General features: G+C 75.6%; 16 protein-coding genes. 2 read left to right on the forward strand and 14 right to left on the reverse strand.

The window, feature by feature from the left end:
• Window positions 1-63: 63 nt before the first annotated feature.
• Together OG937_19380 and OG937_19385 are read right to left on the reverse strand one after the other, a co-directional pair.
• Window positions 64-618: an NUDIX hydrolase gene (locus OG937_19380; GenBank protein ID WUD73692.1), complete on the reverse strand. Its 555-nt coding sequence runs from the start codon at window positions 616-618 to the stop codon at window positions 64-66.
• On the reverse strand, window positions 618-1979 hold the full coding sequence (locus OG937_19385) for a hypothetical protein (GenBank protein ID WUD73693.1): 1362 nt from the start codon (window positions 1977-1979) through the stop codon (window positions 618-620). The genes OG937_19380 and OG937_19385 overlap by 1 nt, the downstream gene beginning before the upstream one ends.
• A gap of 59 nt (window positions 1980-2038) precedes the next feature.
• Between OG937_19385 and OG937_19390 the strand changes: the two genes are divergently transcribed.
• Window positions 2039-3217, forward strand: a complete 1179-nt coding sequence (locus tag OG937_19390; GenBank protein ID WUD73694.1) for a methyltransferase domain-containing protein — start codon at window positions 2039-2041, stop codon at window positions 3215-3217.
• Between the two features lie 5 nt (window positions 3218-3222).
• Here OG937_19390 and OG937_19395 read toward each other — a convergent pair whose 3' ends face one another.
• From OG937_19395 to tsaB, 5 genes are all read right to left on the reverse strand, one after another.
• Window positions 3223-3876, reverse strand: coding sequence for an HAD family hydrolase (locus OG937_19395; protein ID WUD73695.1), 654 nt, complete (start codon window positions 3874-3876; stop codon window positions 3223-3225).
• Window positions 3877-4015: 139 nt separating this feature from the next.
• On the reverse strand, window positions 4016-4276 hold the full coding sequence (locus OG937_19400; GenBank protein ID WUD73696.1) for a hypothetical protein: 261 nt from the start codon (window positions 4274-4276) through the stop codon (window positions 4016-4018).
• Window positions 4273-5376: a tRNA (adenosine(37)-N6)-threonylcarbamoyltransferase complex transferase subunit TsaD gene (gene tsaD / locus OG937_19405; GenBank protein WUD73697.1), complete on the reverse strand. Its 1104-nt coding sequence runs from the start codon at window positions 5374-5376 to the stop codon at window positions 4273-4275. Before tsaD ends, OG937_19400 begins: the two co-directional genes overlap by 4 nt.
• Window positions 5369-5872: a ribosomal protein S18-alanine N-acetyltransferase gene (gene rimI / locus OG937_19410; protein WUD78816.1), complete on the reverse strand. Its 504-nt coding sequence runs from the start codon at window positions 5870-5872 to the stop codon at window positions 5369-5371. Before rimI ends, tsaD begins: the two co-directional genes overlap by 8 nt.
• Window positions 5873-5880: 8 nt before the next feature.
• The gene (gene tsaB / locus OG937_19415) at window positions 5881-6534 is read right to left on the reverse strand and encodes a tRNA (adenosine(37)-N6)-threonylcarbamoyltransferase complex dimerization subunit type 1 TsaB (GenBank protein WUD73698.1); all 654 of its coding nucleotides are present in this window, start codon (window positions 6532-6534) and stop codon (window positions 5881-5883) included.
• Between the two features lie 164 nt (window positions 6535-6698).
• On the opposite strand from tsaB, the gene OG937_19420 reads away from it, so the two are divergent.
• Window positions 6699-7241 carry a hypothetical protein gene (locus tag OG937_19420; protein ID WUD73699.1) on the forward strand — a complete coding sequence of 181 codons (543 nt, stop codon included), beginning with the start codon at window positions 6699-6701 and terminating at the stop codon, window positions 7239-7241.
• Between the two features lie 112 nt (window positions 7242-7353).
• Here OG937_19420 and OG937_19425 read toward each other — a convergent pair whose 3' ends face one another.
• The 7 genes from OG937_19425 to OG937_19455 all read right to left on the reverse strand — a co-directional run bounded on the left by OG937_19425 (window position 7354) and on the right by OG937_19455 (window position 14377).
• Complete coding sequence (locus tag OG937_19425; GenBank protein WUD73700.1) at window positions 7354-7530, reverse strand: hypothetical protein; 177 nt, start codon at window positions 7528-7530, stop codon at window positions 7354-7356.
• 125 nt (window positions 7531-7655) lie between these two features.
• Window positions 7656-8180, reverse strand: a complete 525-nt coding sequence (tsaE, locus tag OG937_19430; GenBank protein ID WUD73701.1) for a tRNA (adenosine(37)-N6)-threonylcarbamoyltransferase complex ATPase subunit type 1 TsaE — start codon at window positions 8178-8180, stop codon at window positions 7656-7658.
• An 11-nt stretch (window positions 8181-8191) separates the two neighbouring features.
• Window positions 8192-9475, reverse strand: a complete 1284-nt coding sequence (locus OG937_19435) for an alpha/beta hydrolase (protein WUD73702.1) — start codon at window positions 9473-9475, stop codon at window positions 8192-8194.
• A 32-nt stretch (window positions 9476-9507) separates the two neighbouring features.
• Window positions 9508-10644, reverse strand: coding sequence for an alanine racemase (gene alr, locus OG937_19440; GenBank protein ID WUD73703.1), 1137 nt, complete (start codon window positions 10642-10644; stop codon window positions 9508-9510).
• A 35-nt stretch (window positions 10645-10679) separates the two neighbouring features.
• Window positions 10680-11687 (reverse strand): L,D-transpeptidase, encoded by a 1008-nt coding sequence (locus tag OG937_19445; GenBank protein ID WUD73704.1) that lies wholly within the window; start codon window positions 11685-11687, stop codon window positions 10680-10682.
• Between the two features lie 84 nt (window positions 11688-11771).
• A complete protein-coding gene (locus OG937_19450; GenBank protein WUD73705.1) occupies window positions 11772-13244 on the reverse strand; it encodes an NAD(P)H-hydrate dehydratase in 1473 nt (490 codons plus the stop codon).
• Window positions 13245-14008: 764 nt separating this feature from the next.
• Window positions 14009-14377: a holo-ACP synthase gene (locus OG937_19455; protein WUD73706.1), complete on the reverse strand. Its 369-nt coding sequence runs from the start codon at window positions 14375-14377 to the stop codon at window positions 14009-14011.
• Window positions 14378-14380: the final 3 nt, after the last annotated feature.

Raw genomic sequence — 14380 nt, forward strand, 5'->3', positions numbered from 1 at the left:
CGCTCCCCCGGGGGGAACGGGGTGCCCGGACGCACGGTTCCGGGCCCGGCTCGCCCGCGCCGCTCACCGGCGGACGGCGCTCCACGCGCCGAGCGCGGCAAGGGTGAACCCGTCGCGCAGCTCGCCCGAGCGGACCGCCCCGGCGATGTCGTCGGGGCCCCACCAGCGCGCCTCGGCGACCTCGCCGTCCCCGGCGGCACCGGGCCCGGCCACGGCGTCCCCGGCGACGGCCACCTCCACGACGGCCACCTGGCTCTCCAGCAGCCCGGAGTCGACGTCCAGGACCGCCACCACCGTCGCCGCCGAGCCCACCAGCCCGGTCTCCTCGGCGAGTTCGCGCAGCGCGTCGGCGGCGGGGTCGGCCTCGCCGAAGCCGCGCGGCAGCTCCCAGGCCCAGCGTCCCACCGCAGGCCGCCACTGACGGACCATCAGCACGTCCTCACCCCGTCGGGCGAGGACCACGACACCTGTGCGACCGCCGCCGACCCGGACCCGGTGCAGCTCGACCTCCGCCCCGGACGGCAGCCGGTAGGTGTCGAGGTGGACCTCGCACCACCGCCCGCCCTCGGCGTCGACGTACGCCTTGCGGCTCCCGGTACGGGCCGCCTCGCCGTCCATCAGACCGCCCCCCGCGGGGTCGCCGGGAACTCCATCACGTCGTACCGGCCCCGGTAGCCCCGCAGGCGCGGCAGCCCCGCGGTCACGGCGGCGACGAGCACGGGCGTCAAGGCCCCGGCCGCGCCGGCCGCGAACGAACCGAGCGCCCCCTGGCCGAGCACCCCCGCGGCGACGCTCAGCCCGCCCGCCGCCAGGGTCTCGGTGCCGAGCCCGCGGACCGCCCGCGCGACGCGCTGGACGCGGGTCACCGGCACCTCGTCCCCGCGGCCTTCCGGGGGCTCCTTGGTCCGTCCGCCGAGCAGGTCGCCGACCTCCTGGAGCGCGGCGAGGTCCTGCCGCTCCCACCACACCGCGAGGGCGTCCGCGGCGTCGTCGGTGAAGCGCTGCCACTGCGCCGCGGTGAGCAGCCCGAGCCGCAGCTCGAAGCGGGTCGGCCAGGCCACCACCCGGGTCCGCTCCCCCAGCGCCTCGGCCTCCGCCCGCGGTACGCCGTGCCGGGTGGCGCTCACCCCGAGCGCGCACCCCTCACCGGCGGCGATCGCCCGGTAGTACGTCTCGTCGAAGGCGTCGCGCAGCATGCGCCCGTCGGCCCGTACGTCCGGGTCCGGGTCGTGCAGCAAGGCGTCCAGCCGCTCGTGCACGCGGCTGCGCTGGGGCATGCCGTCCACGTCGAACTCCCCGCCGGTCCACGCGGCCAGCACGGCCCGCCCCGCGGCACCGGCGAGCGCCCCGGGCGGGGGCGGGGGCTGCACGGCGTACGCGGCCCCGTAGTCGGCCGGCCGCAGCGGGCTGACCTCCAGCTGGCCGCGCCCGGCCGCCTGCAGCCAGTCGTCCCAGCGGGTGACCACGCGCCGCCGCAACGGGGTGCCGAGGACCCCGGTCGCCGCGAGCAGCCGGTCCGCCGTGGCGGCCGGACCCTCCGCCGCGAGCGTCGCGGCGGCCGCGGCGGGGTCGGCGCGGGCGGCGAGCTCGCGCTGCAGGCGCAGGCACCGGTCGTCGGAGAGCGGCAGGGAGGAGAAGAGGAAGCCGCGGGAGAGGAGTGCGACGAGCTGCCCCGCCAGGTCCGCGTCGCGGGCGTTGACCCGGATCGGCATCATCGCCCCGCCGCCGACGGCGCGCAGTGCGAGCTCGTCGAGGAGTTCGGCGGGCCGCAGCACGGCGAAGGCGGCGCCGTCGAGCAGTTGGGAGTAGGCCAGGAAGAGGCTGCCGCCCTGGAGGACCTCCCAGCGCAGCCGCCCGAGCAGTTCCGCCCGGGTCCGCGCGTCCACGCGCTCCACCGGGGCGGCGCGGCCGGGTGCGCCGGCACCGAGCGTGGCCCGCTGCCGCAAGGAGTCCCATTCCGTGCTGAGCACGGCCGTCATCCGTCCCCCCTCGTCCACACGTACCGGGCCAGTCCAGCACGCACCGGCGCCGCGGGACAATGGACGGCGTGGATCTTGACGCGTTCTCGGCTCTCCTGACCGACGAGGGGCAGTCGCTGCTGACCTCCCTGCGGGACTACGACCCCGCCGCCGAACTGGCGACCGCGACACGGCTGCGGCGGCAGCACGACGCCGCCCTGGTGGCGGCGGCGCTGACGCAGGCCCGGCTGCGGCAGCGGGCGGCGGCGAAGTTCGGGGAGGACGCGTACCGGATGTACTTCACGCCCGACGGGGTCGAGCAGTCGACGCGCGCCTCCGTCGCCCGGCACCGGGCGGAGCGGTTCGCCGCGCTCGGGGTGCGGCGGCTGGCGGACCTGTGCTGCGGGATCGGCGGGGACGCCGTCCCGCTGGCCCGCGCCGGAGTGGAGGTGCTGGCGGTCGACCGCTCCCCGCTGACCTGCGCGGTGGTGCGGGCGAACGCCGAGGCGCTGGGGCTGGCCGACCTGATCGAGGTGCGCTGCGCCGATGTGACGGAGACCGCCACGGACGGCTTCGACGCGGTGTTCGCCGACCCGGCCCGGCGCGGCGGACGGGGCAGGATCTTCGACCCCGAGGCGTACTCCCCGCCGCTGTCGTGGGCGGTGGCGGCGGCGCGGAGCGCGCCGCTGGCCGCCGTGAAGGTGGCGCCGGGGATCCCGCACGAGGCCGTGCCGGAGGACGCCGAGGCGGAATGGGTCTCCGACCACGGCGACGTGAAGGAGGCCGTGCTGTGGTTCGGCACCGCGCCGGGCGCCCGCCGCGCGACCCTCCTGCCGTCGGGTGCCACGCTGCCCGCGGCCGGGCTGCCCGACCCCCAGGTGCGCCCCGTGGGGCGCTGGCTGTACGAGCCGGACGGCGCGGTCATCAGGGCCCACATGGTGGCCGACGTGGCGGCGCAGGTCGGCGGCGGGCTGATCGACGGGACCATCGCGTACGTCACCTCGGACGAGCCGCACACGACGCCGTACGCGACCGCCTACGAGATCACCGACGTGCTGCCCTTCAACCTCAAGCGGCTCAAGGCCCTGCTGCGCGAACGCGAGGTCGGCGTGCTGACCGTCAAGAAGCGCGGCTCGGCCGTCGAGCCGGAGGAGGTGCGCCGCCGCGTCAAGCCGCAGGGCCCCCACGCGGCCACGGTCTTCCTCACCCGAGTCGCGGGCGCCCCGAGCATGCTGCTGGGCGGCCCGGCCCGCGGCTGAGGCGGCTACGTCCGCCGCAGCAGGCGCCGCGCGGCGCCCGGCACGTCGGTGAGGGCACCGGCGAGGACGGTGGGGTCGCAGCTGCCCAGCGCGGGGCCGGTGTACCCCCAGACCGCGCCGATCGACGGGATCCCGGCGGCCGCCGCGGCGGCGACGTCGGAGGGGCTGTCGCCCACGAAGCAGGCGCTGCCGGGCGGCACCCCGAGACGGTCGAGCGCGAGCAGGATCCCCTCCCCGGAGGGCTTGGGCGCCGCGTCGCCCCATCCGACCACCACGCCGAAGTGCGCGGACAGCTCCGCGGGGACGAGCCGCGCCACGCGGCTCGCGGGCTGCATGGTCACCACCCCGATCGCCGTACCGGAGGCCGCGAGGTCGCGCAGCACGTCGACGGCGCCCGGGAACGGCGACGCACCCCACGTGGCGAGGGCGAGCGCGTCCTCCCAGGAGGCTCCGAACACGGTCTCCTCGTCGGTCACGCCGAGACGCGCCAGGAGTTCGTGATGGGGAAGGTGGTCGAGTCCGGCCGGCAGACGGCTCTCGTCGACGGGCTCGCCCAGGGCGGCGCAGGCGACGTCGAGGATCGCCCGTCGCATCGCCCGCCGGCTGTCGAGGAGGACGCCGTCCAGATCGAAGAGGACGGCACAGCCGGAATCGGTCACGCGTACTTCGCCACCTGCGAGAACGCCTCCCGGACACCGGTCGTCCGGCAGGACGCCTGCTCGGGGGCGGCGCCGAGCAGAAGCCCGGTTGCGATCGACGCCGGACTCATCATACGACCGGCCCTCCCGCGACCCGGGGCTAGGCCGTGTCCCCCACCGACTCGAAGCGCCAGCGGTGGACGGCCCGCCGCGCCAGGCCGTCGCCGGGCTCGGGCAGCTCGGGCAGCTCCGCGTCGTACGGGGCGTCCCACCAGGTGATGACCAGGACCCGGTCCTGAGGGGCGGAGAAGGTCTCCCGGCGCAGCGGGGCCGGGGACAGCGTCCACTCGCGGGCCCACGCCAGCAGCTCGGGCCCGCGCCCCTCGACGGCGCGGGCCTCCCACATCAGGGCGACGGTCACGAGTAGAGGTTGTCCTTGCTGAGCTCGTGGAGATGGTCGTGGTCGTGGTCGTGCGTGTGGCCGGGCACGGACACGTCCGTCACCTGCAGCGAGGAGTCCGCCGGCAGGTCCCACGTGGAGGACGGCCGGCCGCGGGCCACCATCTCCGCGCCGAGGGCCGCGACCATGGCGCCGTTGTCGGTGCACAGCTTGGGGCGCGGCACGCGCAGGACGATGCCCGCGTCCTCGCAGCGCTCCTGCGCCAGCGAGCGCAGCCGGCTGTTGGCCGCGACGCCGCCGCCGATCATCAGGTGGTCGACGCCGTTGTCCTTGCAGGCCCGGATCGCCTTGCGGGTGAGGACGTCGACGACGGCCTCCTGGAAGGACGCGGACACGTCCGCGACCGGCACCTCCACGCCCTCCCGGCGCTTGGACTCGATCCACCGGGCCACGGCCGTCTTCAGGCCGGAGAAGGAGAAGTCGTAGAGCGGGTCGCGGGAGCCGGTCAGGCCGCGGGGGAAGCGGATCGCGCCCGGGTCGCCCTCGCGGGCCGCGCGGTCGATGGCCGGGCCGCCGGGGAAGCCGAGGCCCAGCACGCGGGCGACCTTGTCGAAGGCCTCGCCTGCCGCGTCGTCGATGGTGGAGCCCAGCGGGCGCACGTCGCCGGTGATGTCGGGGGCCAGCAGCAGCGACGAGTGGCCACCCGACACCAGCAGCGCCATCGTCGGCTCGGGCAGCGGCCCGTGCTCCAGCTGGTCCACGCAGATGTGGGAGGCCAGGTGGTTGACCCCGTACAGGGGCTTGCCGAGCGCGTAGGCGTACGCCTTGGCCGCCGACACGCCGACCAGCAGCGCGCCCGCGAGCCCGGGGCCGGCGGTGACGGCGATCCCGTCGAGGTCGGAGGCGGCGACGCCGGCCTCCTTCAGCGCGCGCTGGATCGTGGGGACCATCGCCCCCAGGTGCGCGCGGCTGGCGACCTCGGGGACGACGCCGCCGAAACGGGCGTGCTCGTCCACGCTGGACGCGATCGCGTCGGCCAGCAGGGTGTGCCCGCGCACGATGCCGACACCGGTCTCGTCGCAGGACGTCTCGATGCCGAGGACAAGGGGCTCGTCAGCCATGGGTGGTCTCTGTTCCTTGTAGTCCCGGTACGTCAGGGGATGCCGGCAGCTCGCCGAGCCTCATCACGAGCGCGTCGACGTTGCCCGGCTGGTAGTAGCCGCGGCGGAAGCCGATCGGCTCGAAGCCGAAGCGCGCGTACAGCCGCTGGGCGCGGACGTTGTCGACCCGCACCTCCAGCAGCACCTCGTGGCACTCGAAGGCGGTGGCCTGGCGCAGCAGTTCCCCGAGCAGCAGCGCGCCGAGGCCGGTGCCCCACTGCTCGGGGGCGACGCCGATGGTCTGCACGTCCCCGGTGCCGCCGACGGCGGCCAGGCCCCCGTAGCCGATGATCCGCCCGGCCTCGTCCTCGGCCACGACGTAGTACCGGGTCGCCGACGGGTGCCGCGCGTCGGCCAGTTCGGACCAGAACATGCCGCGCGACCACGCGTCGTCAGGGAAGAGCCGGTGCTCCAGCTCCATCACCGGGTCCAGGTCCCACCAGCGCATCTCGCGCATCAGCGCGGTCACTTCGGCAGGACCGCCTTGTAGCCGGCCGGCACCTGGGCGTCCGGGCGGCGCAGGTAGAGCGGCAGCGCGGGGAGGAAGTCCTCGCCGTCCGCCAGCTTCACGGCGGCGAGCGCGGCCAGCGCGGCGGCGGACTGGTCGGCGGGCGGGCGGACGTCGGTGAAGGCCTCGGGGTAGAGGGCGGCGCCCGCGCCGACCGCGGGCACCCCGGCGACCTCGCCCGCGATGTCGCCGGGCCGGTCCACGGCCGGGTCGGTCACCCGGGCCCGCGGGCCCTCGTACCGGGCCCAGTAGACCTCCTTGCGGCGGGCGTCCGTCGCCACGACGAACGGCCCCTCGATCCCGGCGGCGTAGGCCAGCCCGTCGAGGGTGCAGATCCCGTGGACGGGGACGCCGAGCACGTCGGAGAAGGAGACCGCGGTCACCAGCCCGACGCGCAGCCCCGTGTACGGACCGGGGCCGACGCCGACCACGATCCCGGTCACGTCGCCCAGTCCGGTCCCCGCCTCCCGCAGCACACGGTCCACGGCGGGCATCAGCAGCTCCCCGTGCCGTCTCGCGTCGATCTCCGTCGACTCGGCGAGCACGCGCCGGCCGTCGTGCAGGGCGACCGTCACGGCGGGGGTTGCGGTATCGAAGGCAAGCAGCAGCACGCGTTCAGCCTACGGCGTTCACCGGGGTGGCCCTGCCAGGACGGGGGCACCACCGCGGCCCGGGACGGCGCTCCCGTCGGCGTGCGGCCCGGCTGCTAACGTCAACCCAGCGTGACGCCCACCTCCGGAGGAAAGCCGTGGCAAGGATCGGTTCAGGGACGATCGTGACCGGACTGACCGCAGCCGCACTGGCCGCCGTCGGCGTGCTCGCCGTCCAGGCCTCCAGCTCCGCCAGTGAGATGACCAAGGGCGTCCGTCCCACGGACACCGGCGGCCGCGACACCTCCGTGGCGGCCTCCGCCTCGCCCTCGCCGGAGCGGACGGACGAGCTCCCCGCGGCCTCCGGCAGCGGCAGCAGGGTCGTGTACTCGCTGCGCGCGGACCGCGTGTGGCTGGTCGGCGACGACGGGAAGGTGCGCACCACGTACAAGGTCGTCCCCGGCACCGTGGACCCCGCCCCCGGCACCTACTCCGTGACCTCCCGCAGCGCCGGCAGCGTCGGCGGCGACGGCGTGGCCGTCGAGAACGTGGTGCGGTTCACGACCGTCGACAGCGTGGTGATCGGCTTCAGCGCGGCGAAGGACGGCTCCCTGCCCGACGCCCCGCCCCCGGGTCAGCACACCGGCGGCATCCGCGAGAAGCGGAAGGACGGGACGGCGCTGTGGAAGTTCGCGACCGTGAACACCAAGATCGTCGTCGTGCGCTGATTTCCCCCGGACGAGTGAACGCCCACCGGCTTCAGCCGGCGGGCGGCGGGCACCTCGTGTCCCGCTGCCCGGCCGGGCAGGTCCGGGTGGCCTCCGCCCGGGCAGCGTCCGACTAGGCAGCGTCCGCCTCGGGGCGCCGCGCGGGTTCGTCCTGCGCCGTGTCCGTGTCCGGTTCCGGATCCTCGGGCTCCCCCGGCGGGGTGCACACCGCGTTCGCCGCCGCGGCCGCCGCCAGCAGCGCCTGCATCGAGTAACCCGGCTCCGGCTCCGGGGCCGTGTGGGCCGACATGGATGCCTCCTGGGTCCGACGGGGGTCGGGTTAGGCAGCCCTAACCAACTCCTGGACTCCAGCAGAACACGGGGAACGTGCCGTACGCAACATCTTCCCGACACCTTGTCGGAACGGTTACGCGCTCAGACGCCGAGCCCCGCCAGGTCCTCACCGGCCCAGCGCCCGCCGACCCCGGTGACGACGACCTCGCGCACGTCGTGGTCCTCCTGCCCGTTCGCGGCGACCTCGCCCACCGCGCGGTGGATCACCAGCTGCAGCCGGTCGTCGGAGAGCTCCTCGACCTTGCCCTCGCCCCACTCGACCACGACCACCGACTCCGGCAGCGAGACGTCGAGGTCCAGGTCCTCCATCTCGTCGAGGCCGCCGGTCAGCCGGTACGCGTCCACGTGCACCAGGGCGGGGCCGCCGCCCAGCGAGGGGTGCACCCGCGCGATCACGAAGGTCGGCGACGTCACCGCGCCCCGGACGCCCAAGCCCTCGCCGAGGCCACGGGTCAGCGTGGTCTTGCCCGCTCCCAGGTCACCGCTGAGGACGACGAGGTCGCCGGCGCGCAGCAGCGGCGCGAGACGGCGCCCCAGCTCGCGCATCTGGTCGGGGGTCTTGACGGTGACCCGGATCGCTTCCATGCCGATGGCTTCCATGCCCATGTGCCCGAATGCTACGCGCCGCCGGAGACCACGCGGTCCGCCCTGCCCGGCCCGGCGGGCGGCGGCACCGCCAGTTCGCGCAGCGCCTGCGGGACCGCTGCGCGCGAGGCGTCGGCCGCCTCGGCGAGCAGCGCCGCCAGGTGCGTGTTGACCAGCTCGGGGTGTTCCAGCATGACCAGGTGCCCGGCCCCGGGCACCACCACCAGCTCGGTGTCCGGCAGGCGCTCGGCGATGGCCCGGCTGTGCTCACTGGGCGTCAGCAGGTCCTTGTCCCCGGCCAGTACGAGCCCCGGCAGGCCGTCCAGCACGTCCAGGGCCTCGCTCTTCTCGTGCTCGGTGAAGGCCGGGTAGAACTCGGCGACGACGTCGATCGGGGTCGACTCGATCATCCGCTCGGCGAAGCGCGCGACGCCCGGGTCCACCTCGGAGCCGAAGGAGTAACGCTTGATGATCCCGGCGAAGAGGTCGGCCGTCGCCCGGCGCCCCCGTTCCACCAGGTCGACCTGGGTGCCCAGGATCCGCAGCACCCCCGGCGCCAGCGCCCGCAGCGCCCGCGCGCCGGCCGCCGGCAGGCCCAGCGTCACGCTGGCCAGCTTGCCGGAGGACGTGCCGACGAAGGCGAAGCCGGCCACGCGCTCGGCCACCACCTCGGGGAACTGGTCGGCGAACGCCATGACCGTCATGCCCCCCATGGAGTGCCCGACGAGCACCAATGGGCCCTCCGGCGCGGCGGCGTCGATCACCGCCTTCAGGTCGCGGCCGAGCTGGTCGATCGTGGCGGGCTCGCCGTCCGCCTGGTCCTTGCCCCGGCCGGAGCGGCCGTGGCTGCGCTGGTCCCAGTAGACGGCGCGTATCGCCCCGCGCAGCGCGGCGCGCTGGAAGTGCCAGGAGTCCTGGTTGAGGCAGTACCCGTGGCAGAAGACCACGGTCAGCGGCGGCGCCTGGCCGCTGCGTCGGAAGAACTGCCAGCGTCGCGTCGGCGCGGCCGCGTCGACCGCCGCCGGGTCCGCCTCCTCGACCTCGTAGTAGATCTCGGTGCCGTCCTCCGCGGCGGCCCTGCCCGGCATCCCGCGCAGCGAGCCGTACGGCCCGGCCAGGTCGAGGGCGAGCCGGGCGCGTTTGCGCATGCCCCGGCCCACCGTGGCCCGCTCCAGCGCCACGCCCGCGGCGGCACCCGCGGCGACGACGCCCACGGCCGCGCCGACGATCCCGGCGCGCTGCCAGCGACCGGAAGCGGCGGCCGCTTCGGCCACCGCCTCGATCGCCGTCCCCGTTGCCTTACCGCTCTCGGTCATGGTCGTATCGCTGCTTCCCCTTGGCTACGCGTTTACGTACCCACGTAGACGCGCGGCACCCGGGTCCCGATCCGAGTGACGATCTCGTATGCGATGGTGCCCGCCGCCCGTGCCCAGTCCTCGGCGGTCGGCTCACCGCGGTCACCAGGGCCGAACAGTACTGCCTCGTCACCCGCGTCGGCGCCGTCGCCCCCGAGGTCGACCACGAACTGGTCCATCGCCACCCGCCCGGCGACCGTCCGCCACTTGCCCGCCACCAGCACCGGGCCGGTGCCCGAGGCGTGCCGCGGGATGCCGTCGGCGTACCCGACGGGCACCAGGGCGAGGGTCGTCTCGCCGGGCGTCGTGTAGTGGTGCCCGTACGAGACCCCGTGGCCGCCGGGGACGCGCTTGGCCGAGGCCAGTCGCGCCGACAGCGTCATCACCGGGCGCAGCCCGAAGTCGGCCGGGCCGCCGACCTGCGGGACCGGCGAGATCCCGTACATCGCCACCCCGGTCCTGACCAGGTCGAAGTGCGCCTCGGGCAGGGTCAGCGTGGCCGGGGAGTTCGCCATGTGCCGGACCTCGGGGCGCAACCCGGCGCGCTCCGCGGTCTCCAAGGCGCTGTGGAAGACGGCGAGCTGCGCCGCGATGGAGGGGTGGCCGGGCTCGTCGGCGCACGCGAAGTGCGACCACAGCCCGGTGACCTTGACCAGGCCCTCGGTCTCGGCGGCGCGGGCGGCGGCGACGAGGTCGGGCCACTCCGCGGGCTGGGCGCCGTTGCGGCCCAGGCCCGTGTCGGCCTTCAGCTGGACGCGCGCGGTCCGGCCCGCGGCCGCGGCGGCCTCCGAGACCTCGCGCAGCGCCCACAGCGCGCTGACCGTCACGTCGACGTCCGCCTCCACGGCGGCCCGCCAGGGCCCTCCCGGCGTCCACAGCCAGCACAGCACGGGGGCCGTGATCCCGGCTGCGCGCAGGGCCAGCGCCTCGTCGGGCGTCGCCGTGCCGAGCCAGCCCGCGCCCGCCTCGAGGGCGGCCCGGGCACACGGCACCATCCCGTGGCCGTAGGCGTCCGCCTTGACCACGGCCATCAGCCCGGAGCGGGGCGCGCGGGCGCGCAGCGCCGCGACGTTGGACCGCAGGGCGGCGAGGTCGATCGTGGCCTGGGCGCGCAGATTCGTCTCATCCATCGCGCCCAGTGTCTCAGGCCGGCCCTGTGCCGCCGTCACGTGGCGGGTTTCCTGCCCCACACGTACACCGCCTCCTGGAGCTTCAGGACGTTCCACAGCAGGCGCGCGTTGCGGTTGGACAGGTTGATGCAGCCGTGCGATCCGGGCGCCTTGTAGACGCTCCCGGGAGTGGCGTGCATCGCCTGGCCGCCGCTGAAGAACTGGCTGTAGGGCATCGGCGCGTCGTAGATGTCGGAGACATGGTCCTTGTGGCGCCAGAAGACGGAGAAACGGCCGGTGCGGGTGAGGTAACCGGTACGGCCGCTGCGGATGGCGACCGGGCCGAAGACGACCTTGGTGCTGCTGCTCTGCACCCACAACAGCTGGCGGTTGAGGTCGATGCAGACGATGCGCTTGCCCCGGGCCGGGGCCGGGCACCGGCGGGAGGCGTTCGGGCCCTTCCTGGTGGCCTCGTCGAGGCGGAGGTACCCCCAGGTGGTGGGGCCCGCGAAGCCGGTGGCGGGGACGATGCCCCTGGACTTCTGGTAGCGGCGGATCTCCGCGCAGTCGGCCGCGGACTGCCTGCCGTTCACGCGCAGCCGCAGCCGCTTCTCGACCTCGCGCTGGTAGGGGCCGGTGAAGGACGTGCAGTACTCGGCGGGCCGCGGGTTCCCCCCGTCGTCCTCGTCCTCGTCGTAGTACGGGTCCTCGTCCTCCTCCTCGGCTGCCCGTTCCTTCTCGAACGTGCGGGCCCGCTCGACGTCCTCGGCCGGCACGAACTCCACCAACTGCGGATCCACCCAGTCCTCGCCCTCGTCCTCGGAGGGCACGGCGCTGCGTGTGGGCCCGGTCGGCGACACGCCGATCGTGCGGGGCAGGGCGCCCTGGTCGGGGGTGTCGACCTGCCGGGAGGCGGCCGGGCCGAAGGGGACCCCGGGGACGAGCCGGTCGACCGGCACCGGCCAGTCGTCGTCCGCGGCGGCCGTCGTGTGCACACCGAGTGCGGCAAGGGCGACCACTGCCGCGGTGAGCAGCCGGGCCCTGCTTCTGGCATACGTTCCCATGAACACACAAATTGACGTGCGGCCGCCCGGCGGAACGCCACGTCGGCGGACTCCACCCGTTTCGCCCAGTTGATTGACGGCGGTTCAGGACCTGATGTCGCGCCAGGCGTCGGGAAGGGCGGCGGCCACATCGTGCGCGGCGATCGGCGCGCCCACCGGGCCCGCGGCGACCCGCGCCGACAGACCGTGCAGGTAGGCGCCGACGGAGGCCGCGTCGCGCGGGGCGAGCCCGGCGGCCAGCAGGGACCCGGTGATACCGGAGAGCACGTCACCGCTGCCGGCCGTGGCCAGCCAGGACGTCCCCGTGGGGTTGACCCGGACCGGCACCCCGGACTCCGGGGACGCGACGAGCGTCGTGGAGCCCTTCAGCAGCGCCGTCGCGCCGAACGCGTCGGCCAGCCGCCGCACATGGTCCAGCCGCGCCGCCTCCACCTCCTCGCGGGCCACACCGAGCAGCGCCGCCGCCTCCCCCGCGTGCGGGGTCAGCACGGTGCCCGCGGCGCGGGAGCGCACCACGGCCCGGTCCAGCAGCCGCAGGCCGTCCGCGTCGACGAGCACGGGCACGTCCGAGGCGAGCACGTCGTCCACCGAGCGCCGCGCCTCCGGCCCGTCGCCCAGCCCCGGGCCCACCACCCAGGCCTGCACCCGTCCGGCCTTGTGCGGCGGCCCGGCCGACACCAGCGTCTCCGGGAAGCGGGCCAGCACGGCCCGCGCCCCCGGGCCCACGTACCGCACTGCCCCCGCGCCGGCCCGCAACGCCCCCGCCACCGCGAGCACGGCGGCCCCGGGGTAGCGCTCCGAGCCCGCGACGACGCCGACCACGCCACGCCGGTACTTGTCGCTCTCGGCGTCCGGGCCCGGCAGGAGCGCGGCGACGTCGGCGTGCTGCAGCGCCTCCAGGTCGGGCGGGGTGCCGTCCAGGCAGGGGCCGAGGCCGATGTCGACCAGGCGCAGGGCGCCGGCGTGCCCGGCGGCCGGGTCCACGAGCAGGCCCGGCTTGTACGTCCCGAACGTCACCGTCATGTCGGCCCGCACCGCCGCGCCCCGGACCTCGCCGCTGTCGGCGTCCACCCCGCTGGGGAGGTCCACGGCGACCACGACCGCCCGGGACGCGTGCGCGGCCTCCGCCAGCGGCACCGCCTCGGGGCGCAGCCCGCCCTTGCCCCCGATGCCCACGATGCCGTCCAGCACGAGGTCGGCACGGTGGATCAGGGCCACCGCGTCCACGTCGTCCGGGGCGACCGCACGGCCGCCCGCGGCACGCAGGGCCGCCAGGCCACCGCGGTGCGCCTTCTGCGGCGCCACCAGGACGGCGGTCACCCCCGCCCCGCGCCGCGCCAGGCGCGCCCCCGCGTACAGCGCGTCGCCGCCGTTGTCCCCGCTCCCGGCCAGCACGACGACGCGGGCCGCGTAGACCCCGCCCCCGGTGCCGAGCGCGTTCGCGCACGCGGCCGCCAGCCCGGCCGCCGCCCGCTGCATCAGGGCCCCCTCCGGGACCCGCGCCATGAGCGCCCGCTCCGCCGCCCGTACGGTCTCCACGCTGTACGCCACCCGCATGCGGCCATGTTCCCACCGGGCGCGCATTGTTGCGCGCGGTCCTTGTGACAGCGCGGTTGTGGTTGCGGCCGGTTGTCGCGTGCGGGTCCGCTGCGCCTGCGGCGGGCGTCCACCCGCCCGCCCTCCCGATTGCCCGGCGCGGTTGGTGCGGGCGTCGCGCGTTCGTGGTGGGCCGGGGGCGGGGCCTCCGGGGCTGGGCATTCTGTACCGCATATTTATGTGCATGGCGGGCACCTGCTCTTGCTGCCCCGGATGCCGCACAACAAATACACGTCAGCGTCCAGAACGCCCACCCCTACGACCCCGCCCCCTCCGTATCGCGGGCGACCAACGGCCGGTGGAGGGTGAGAAGGCGGTCCCGGGGCGGCCGCACGTGCCCTCATGACCCCCCACCGGCCGTCAGTCGCCCAGCGAAATGGAGGGGGCGGGGGAGTTGGGGGCACCCCCGGCCGAAGGCTGGGGGAGGGTGGATGTTCTGGACGCTGCGGGATATTTGTGTGCGGCAGAGACGGCACAACGGCTACCGCCCGCCATGCACGAAAATATGCCAGTCCAGGACGTGCAGCCCCGGAGGCCCCGCCCCCGGCCCACCACGCACGCCGCGAGGCGGTCACTGACCGTGCCGGATGGGGGTCCCCCCGGCCGAAGGCTGGGGGAGGGCGGGAGGGCGGGAGAACAGCCCGCCGCAGGCGCAACGGACCCGCACACAACAACCGGCCCGCACAGAACGCACCCGGGCCCCACGGAACGTACCCCGGACGGGGTCAGCCCTCGGCGATGACCACCGCGGACGCGACCCCCGCGTCGTGGCTGAGCGAGACGTGGAACGTCCGCACCCCCAACTGCTCGGCCCGCGCCGCCACCGTCCCCCGGACGATGAGCCGCGGCTGCCCCGAATCCTCCGTGACGACCTCCGCGTCCGACCAGTGCAGCCCCCCGGGCGCCCCCAGCGCCTTCGCGACCGCCTCCTTCGCGGCGAACCGCGCCGCGAGGGAGGCGCCGCCCCGGCGGGCCCCACTGGGGAGGTGGAGCTCGCCGGGGAGGAAGAGCCGCTCGGCCAGGCCGGGGGTGCGCTCCAGGGACTGCTCGAAGCGGTCGATCTCGGCGACGTCGATGCCCACCCCGATGATCACGGC

Origin of the sequence: Streptomyces sp. NBC_00510 (assembly GCA_036013505.1) — a bacterium.
Lineage (GTDB): Bacteria > Actinomycetota > Actinomycetes > Streptomycetales > Streptomycetaceae > Actinacidiphila.

Excerpts from the sequence above, each read along its gene's own strand:
- OG937_19380 (WUD73692.1), bottom strand. The coding sequence starts at position 618 with ATGGACGGCGAGGCGGCCCGTACCGGGAGCCGCAAGGCGTACGTCGAC.
- OG937_19385 (WUD73693.1), bottom strand. The coding sequence starts at position 1,979 with ATGACGGCCGTGCTCAGCACGGAATGGGACTCCTTGCGGCAGCGGGCC.
- OG937_19390 (WUD73694.1), top strand. The coding sequence starts at position 2,039 with ATGGACGGCGTGGATCTTGACGCGTTCTCGGCTCTCCTGACCGACGAG.
- tsaD (WUD73697.1), bottom strand. The coding sequence starts at position 5,376 with ATGGCTGACGAGCCCCTTGTCCTCGGCATCGAGACGTCCTGCGACGAG.
- rimI (WUD78816.1), bottom strand. The coding sequence starts at position 5,872 with ATGCGCGAGATGCGCTGGTGGGACCTGGACCCGGTGATGGAGCTGGAG.
- OG937_19425 (WUD73700.1), bottom strand. The coding sequence starts at position 7,530 with ATGTCGGCCCACACGGCCCCGGAGCCGGAGCCGGGTTACTCGATGCAG.
- tsaE (WUD73701.1), bottom strand. The coding sequence starts at position 8,180 with ATGGGCATGGAAGCCATCGGCATGGAAGCGATCCGGGTCACCGTCAAG.
- OG937_19435 (WUD73702.1), bottom strand. The coding sequence starts at position 9,475 with ATGACCGAGAGCGGTAAGGCAACGGGGACGGCGATCGAGGCGGTGGCC.
- alr (WUD73703.1), bottom strand. The coding sequence starts at position 10,644 with ATGGATGAGACGAATCTGCGCGCCCAGGCCACGATCGACCTCGCCGCC.
- OG937_19445 (WUD73704.1), bottom strand. The coding sequence starts at position 11,687 with ATGGGAACGTATGCCAGAAGCAGGGCCCGGCTGCTCACCGCGGCAGTG.
- OG937_19450 (WUD73705.1), bottom strand. The coding sequence starts at position 13,244 with ATGCGGGTGGCGTACAGCGTGGAGACCGTACGGGCGGCGGAGCGGGCG.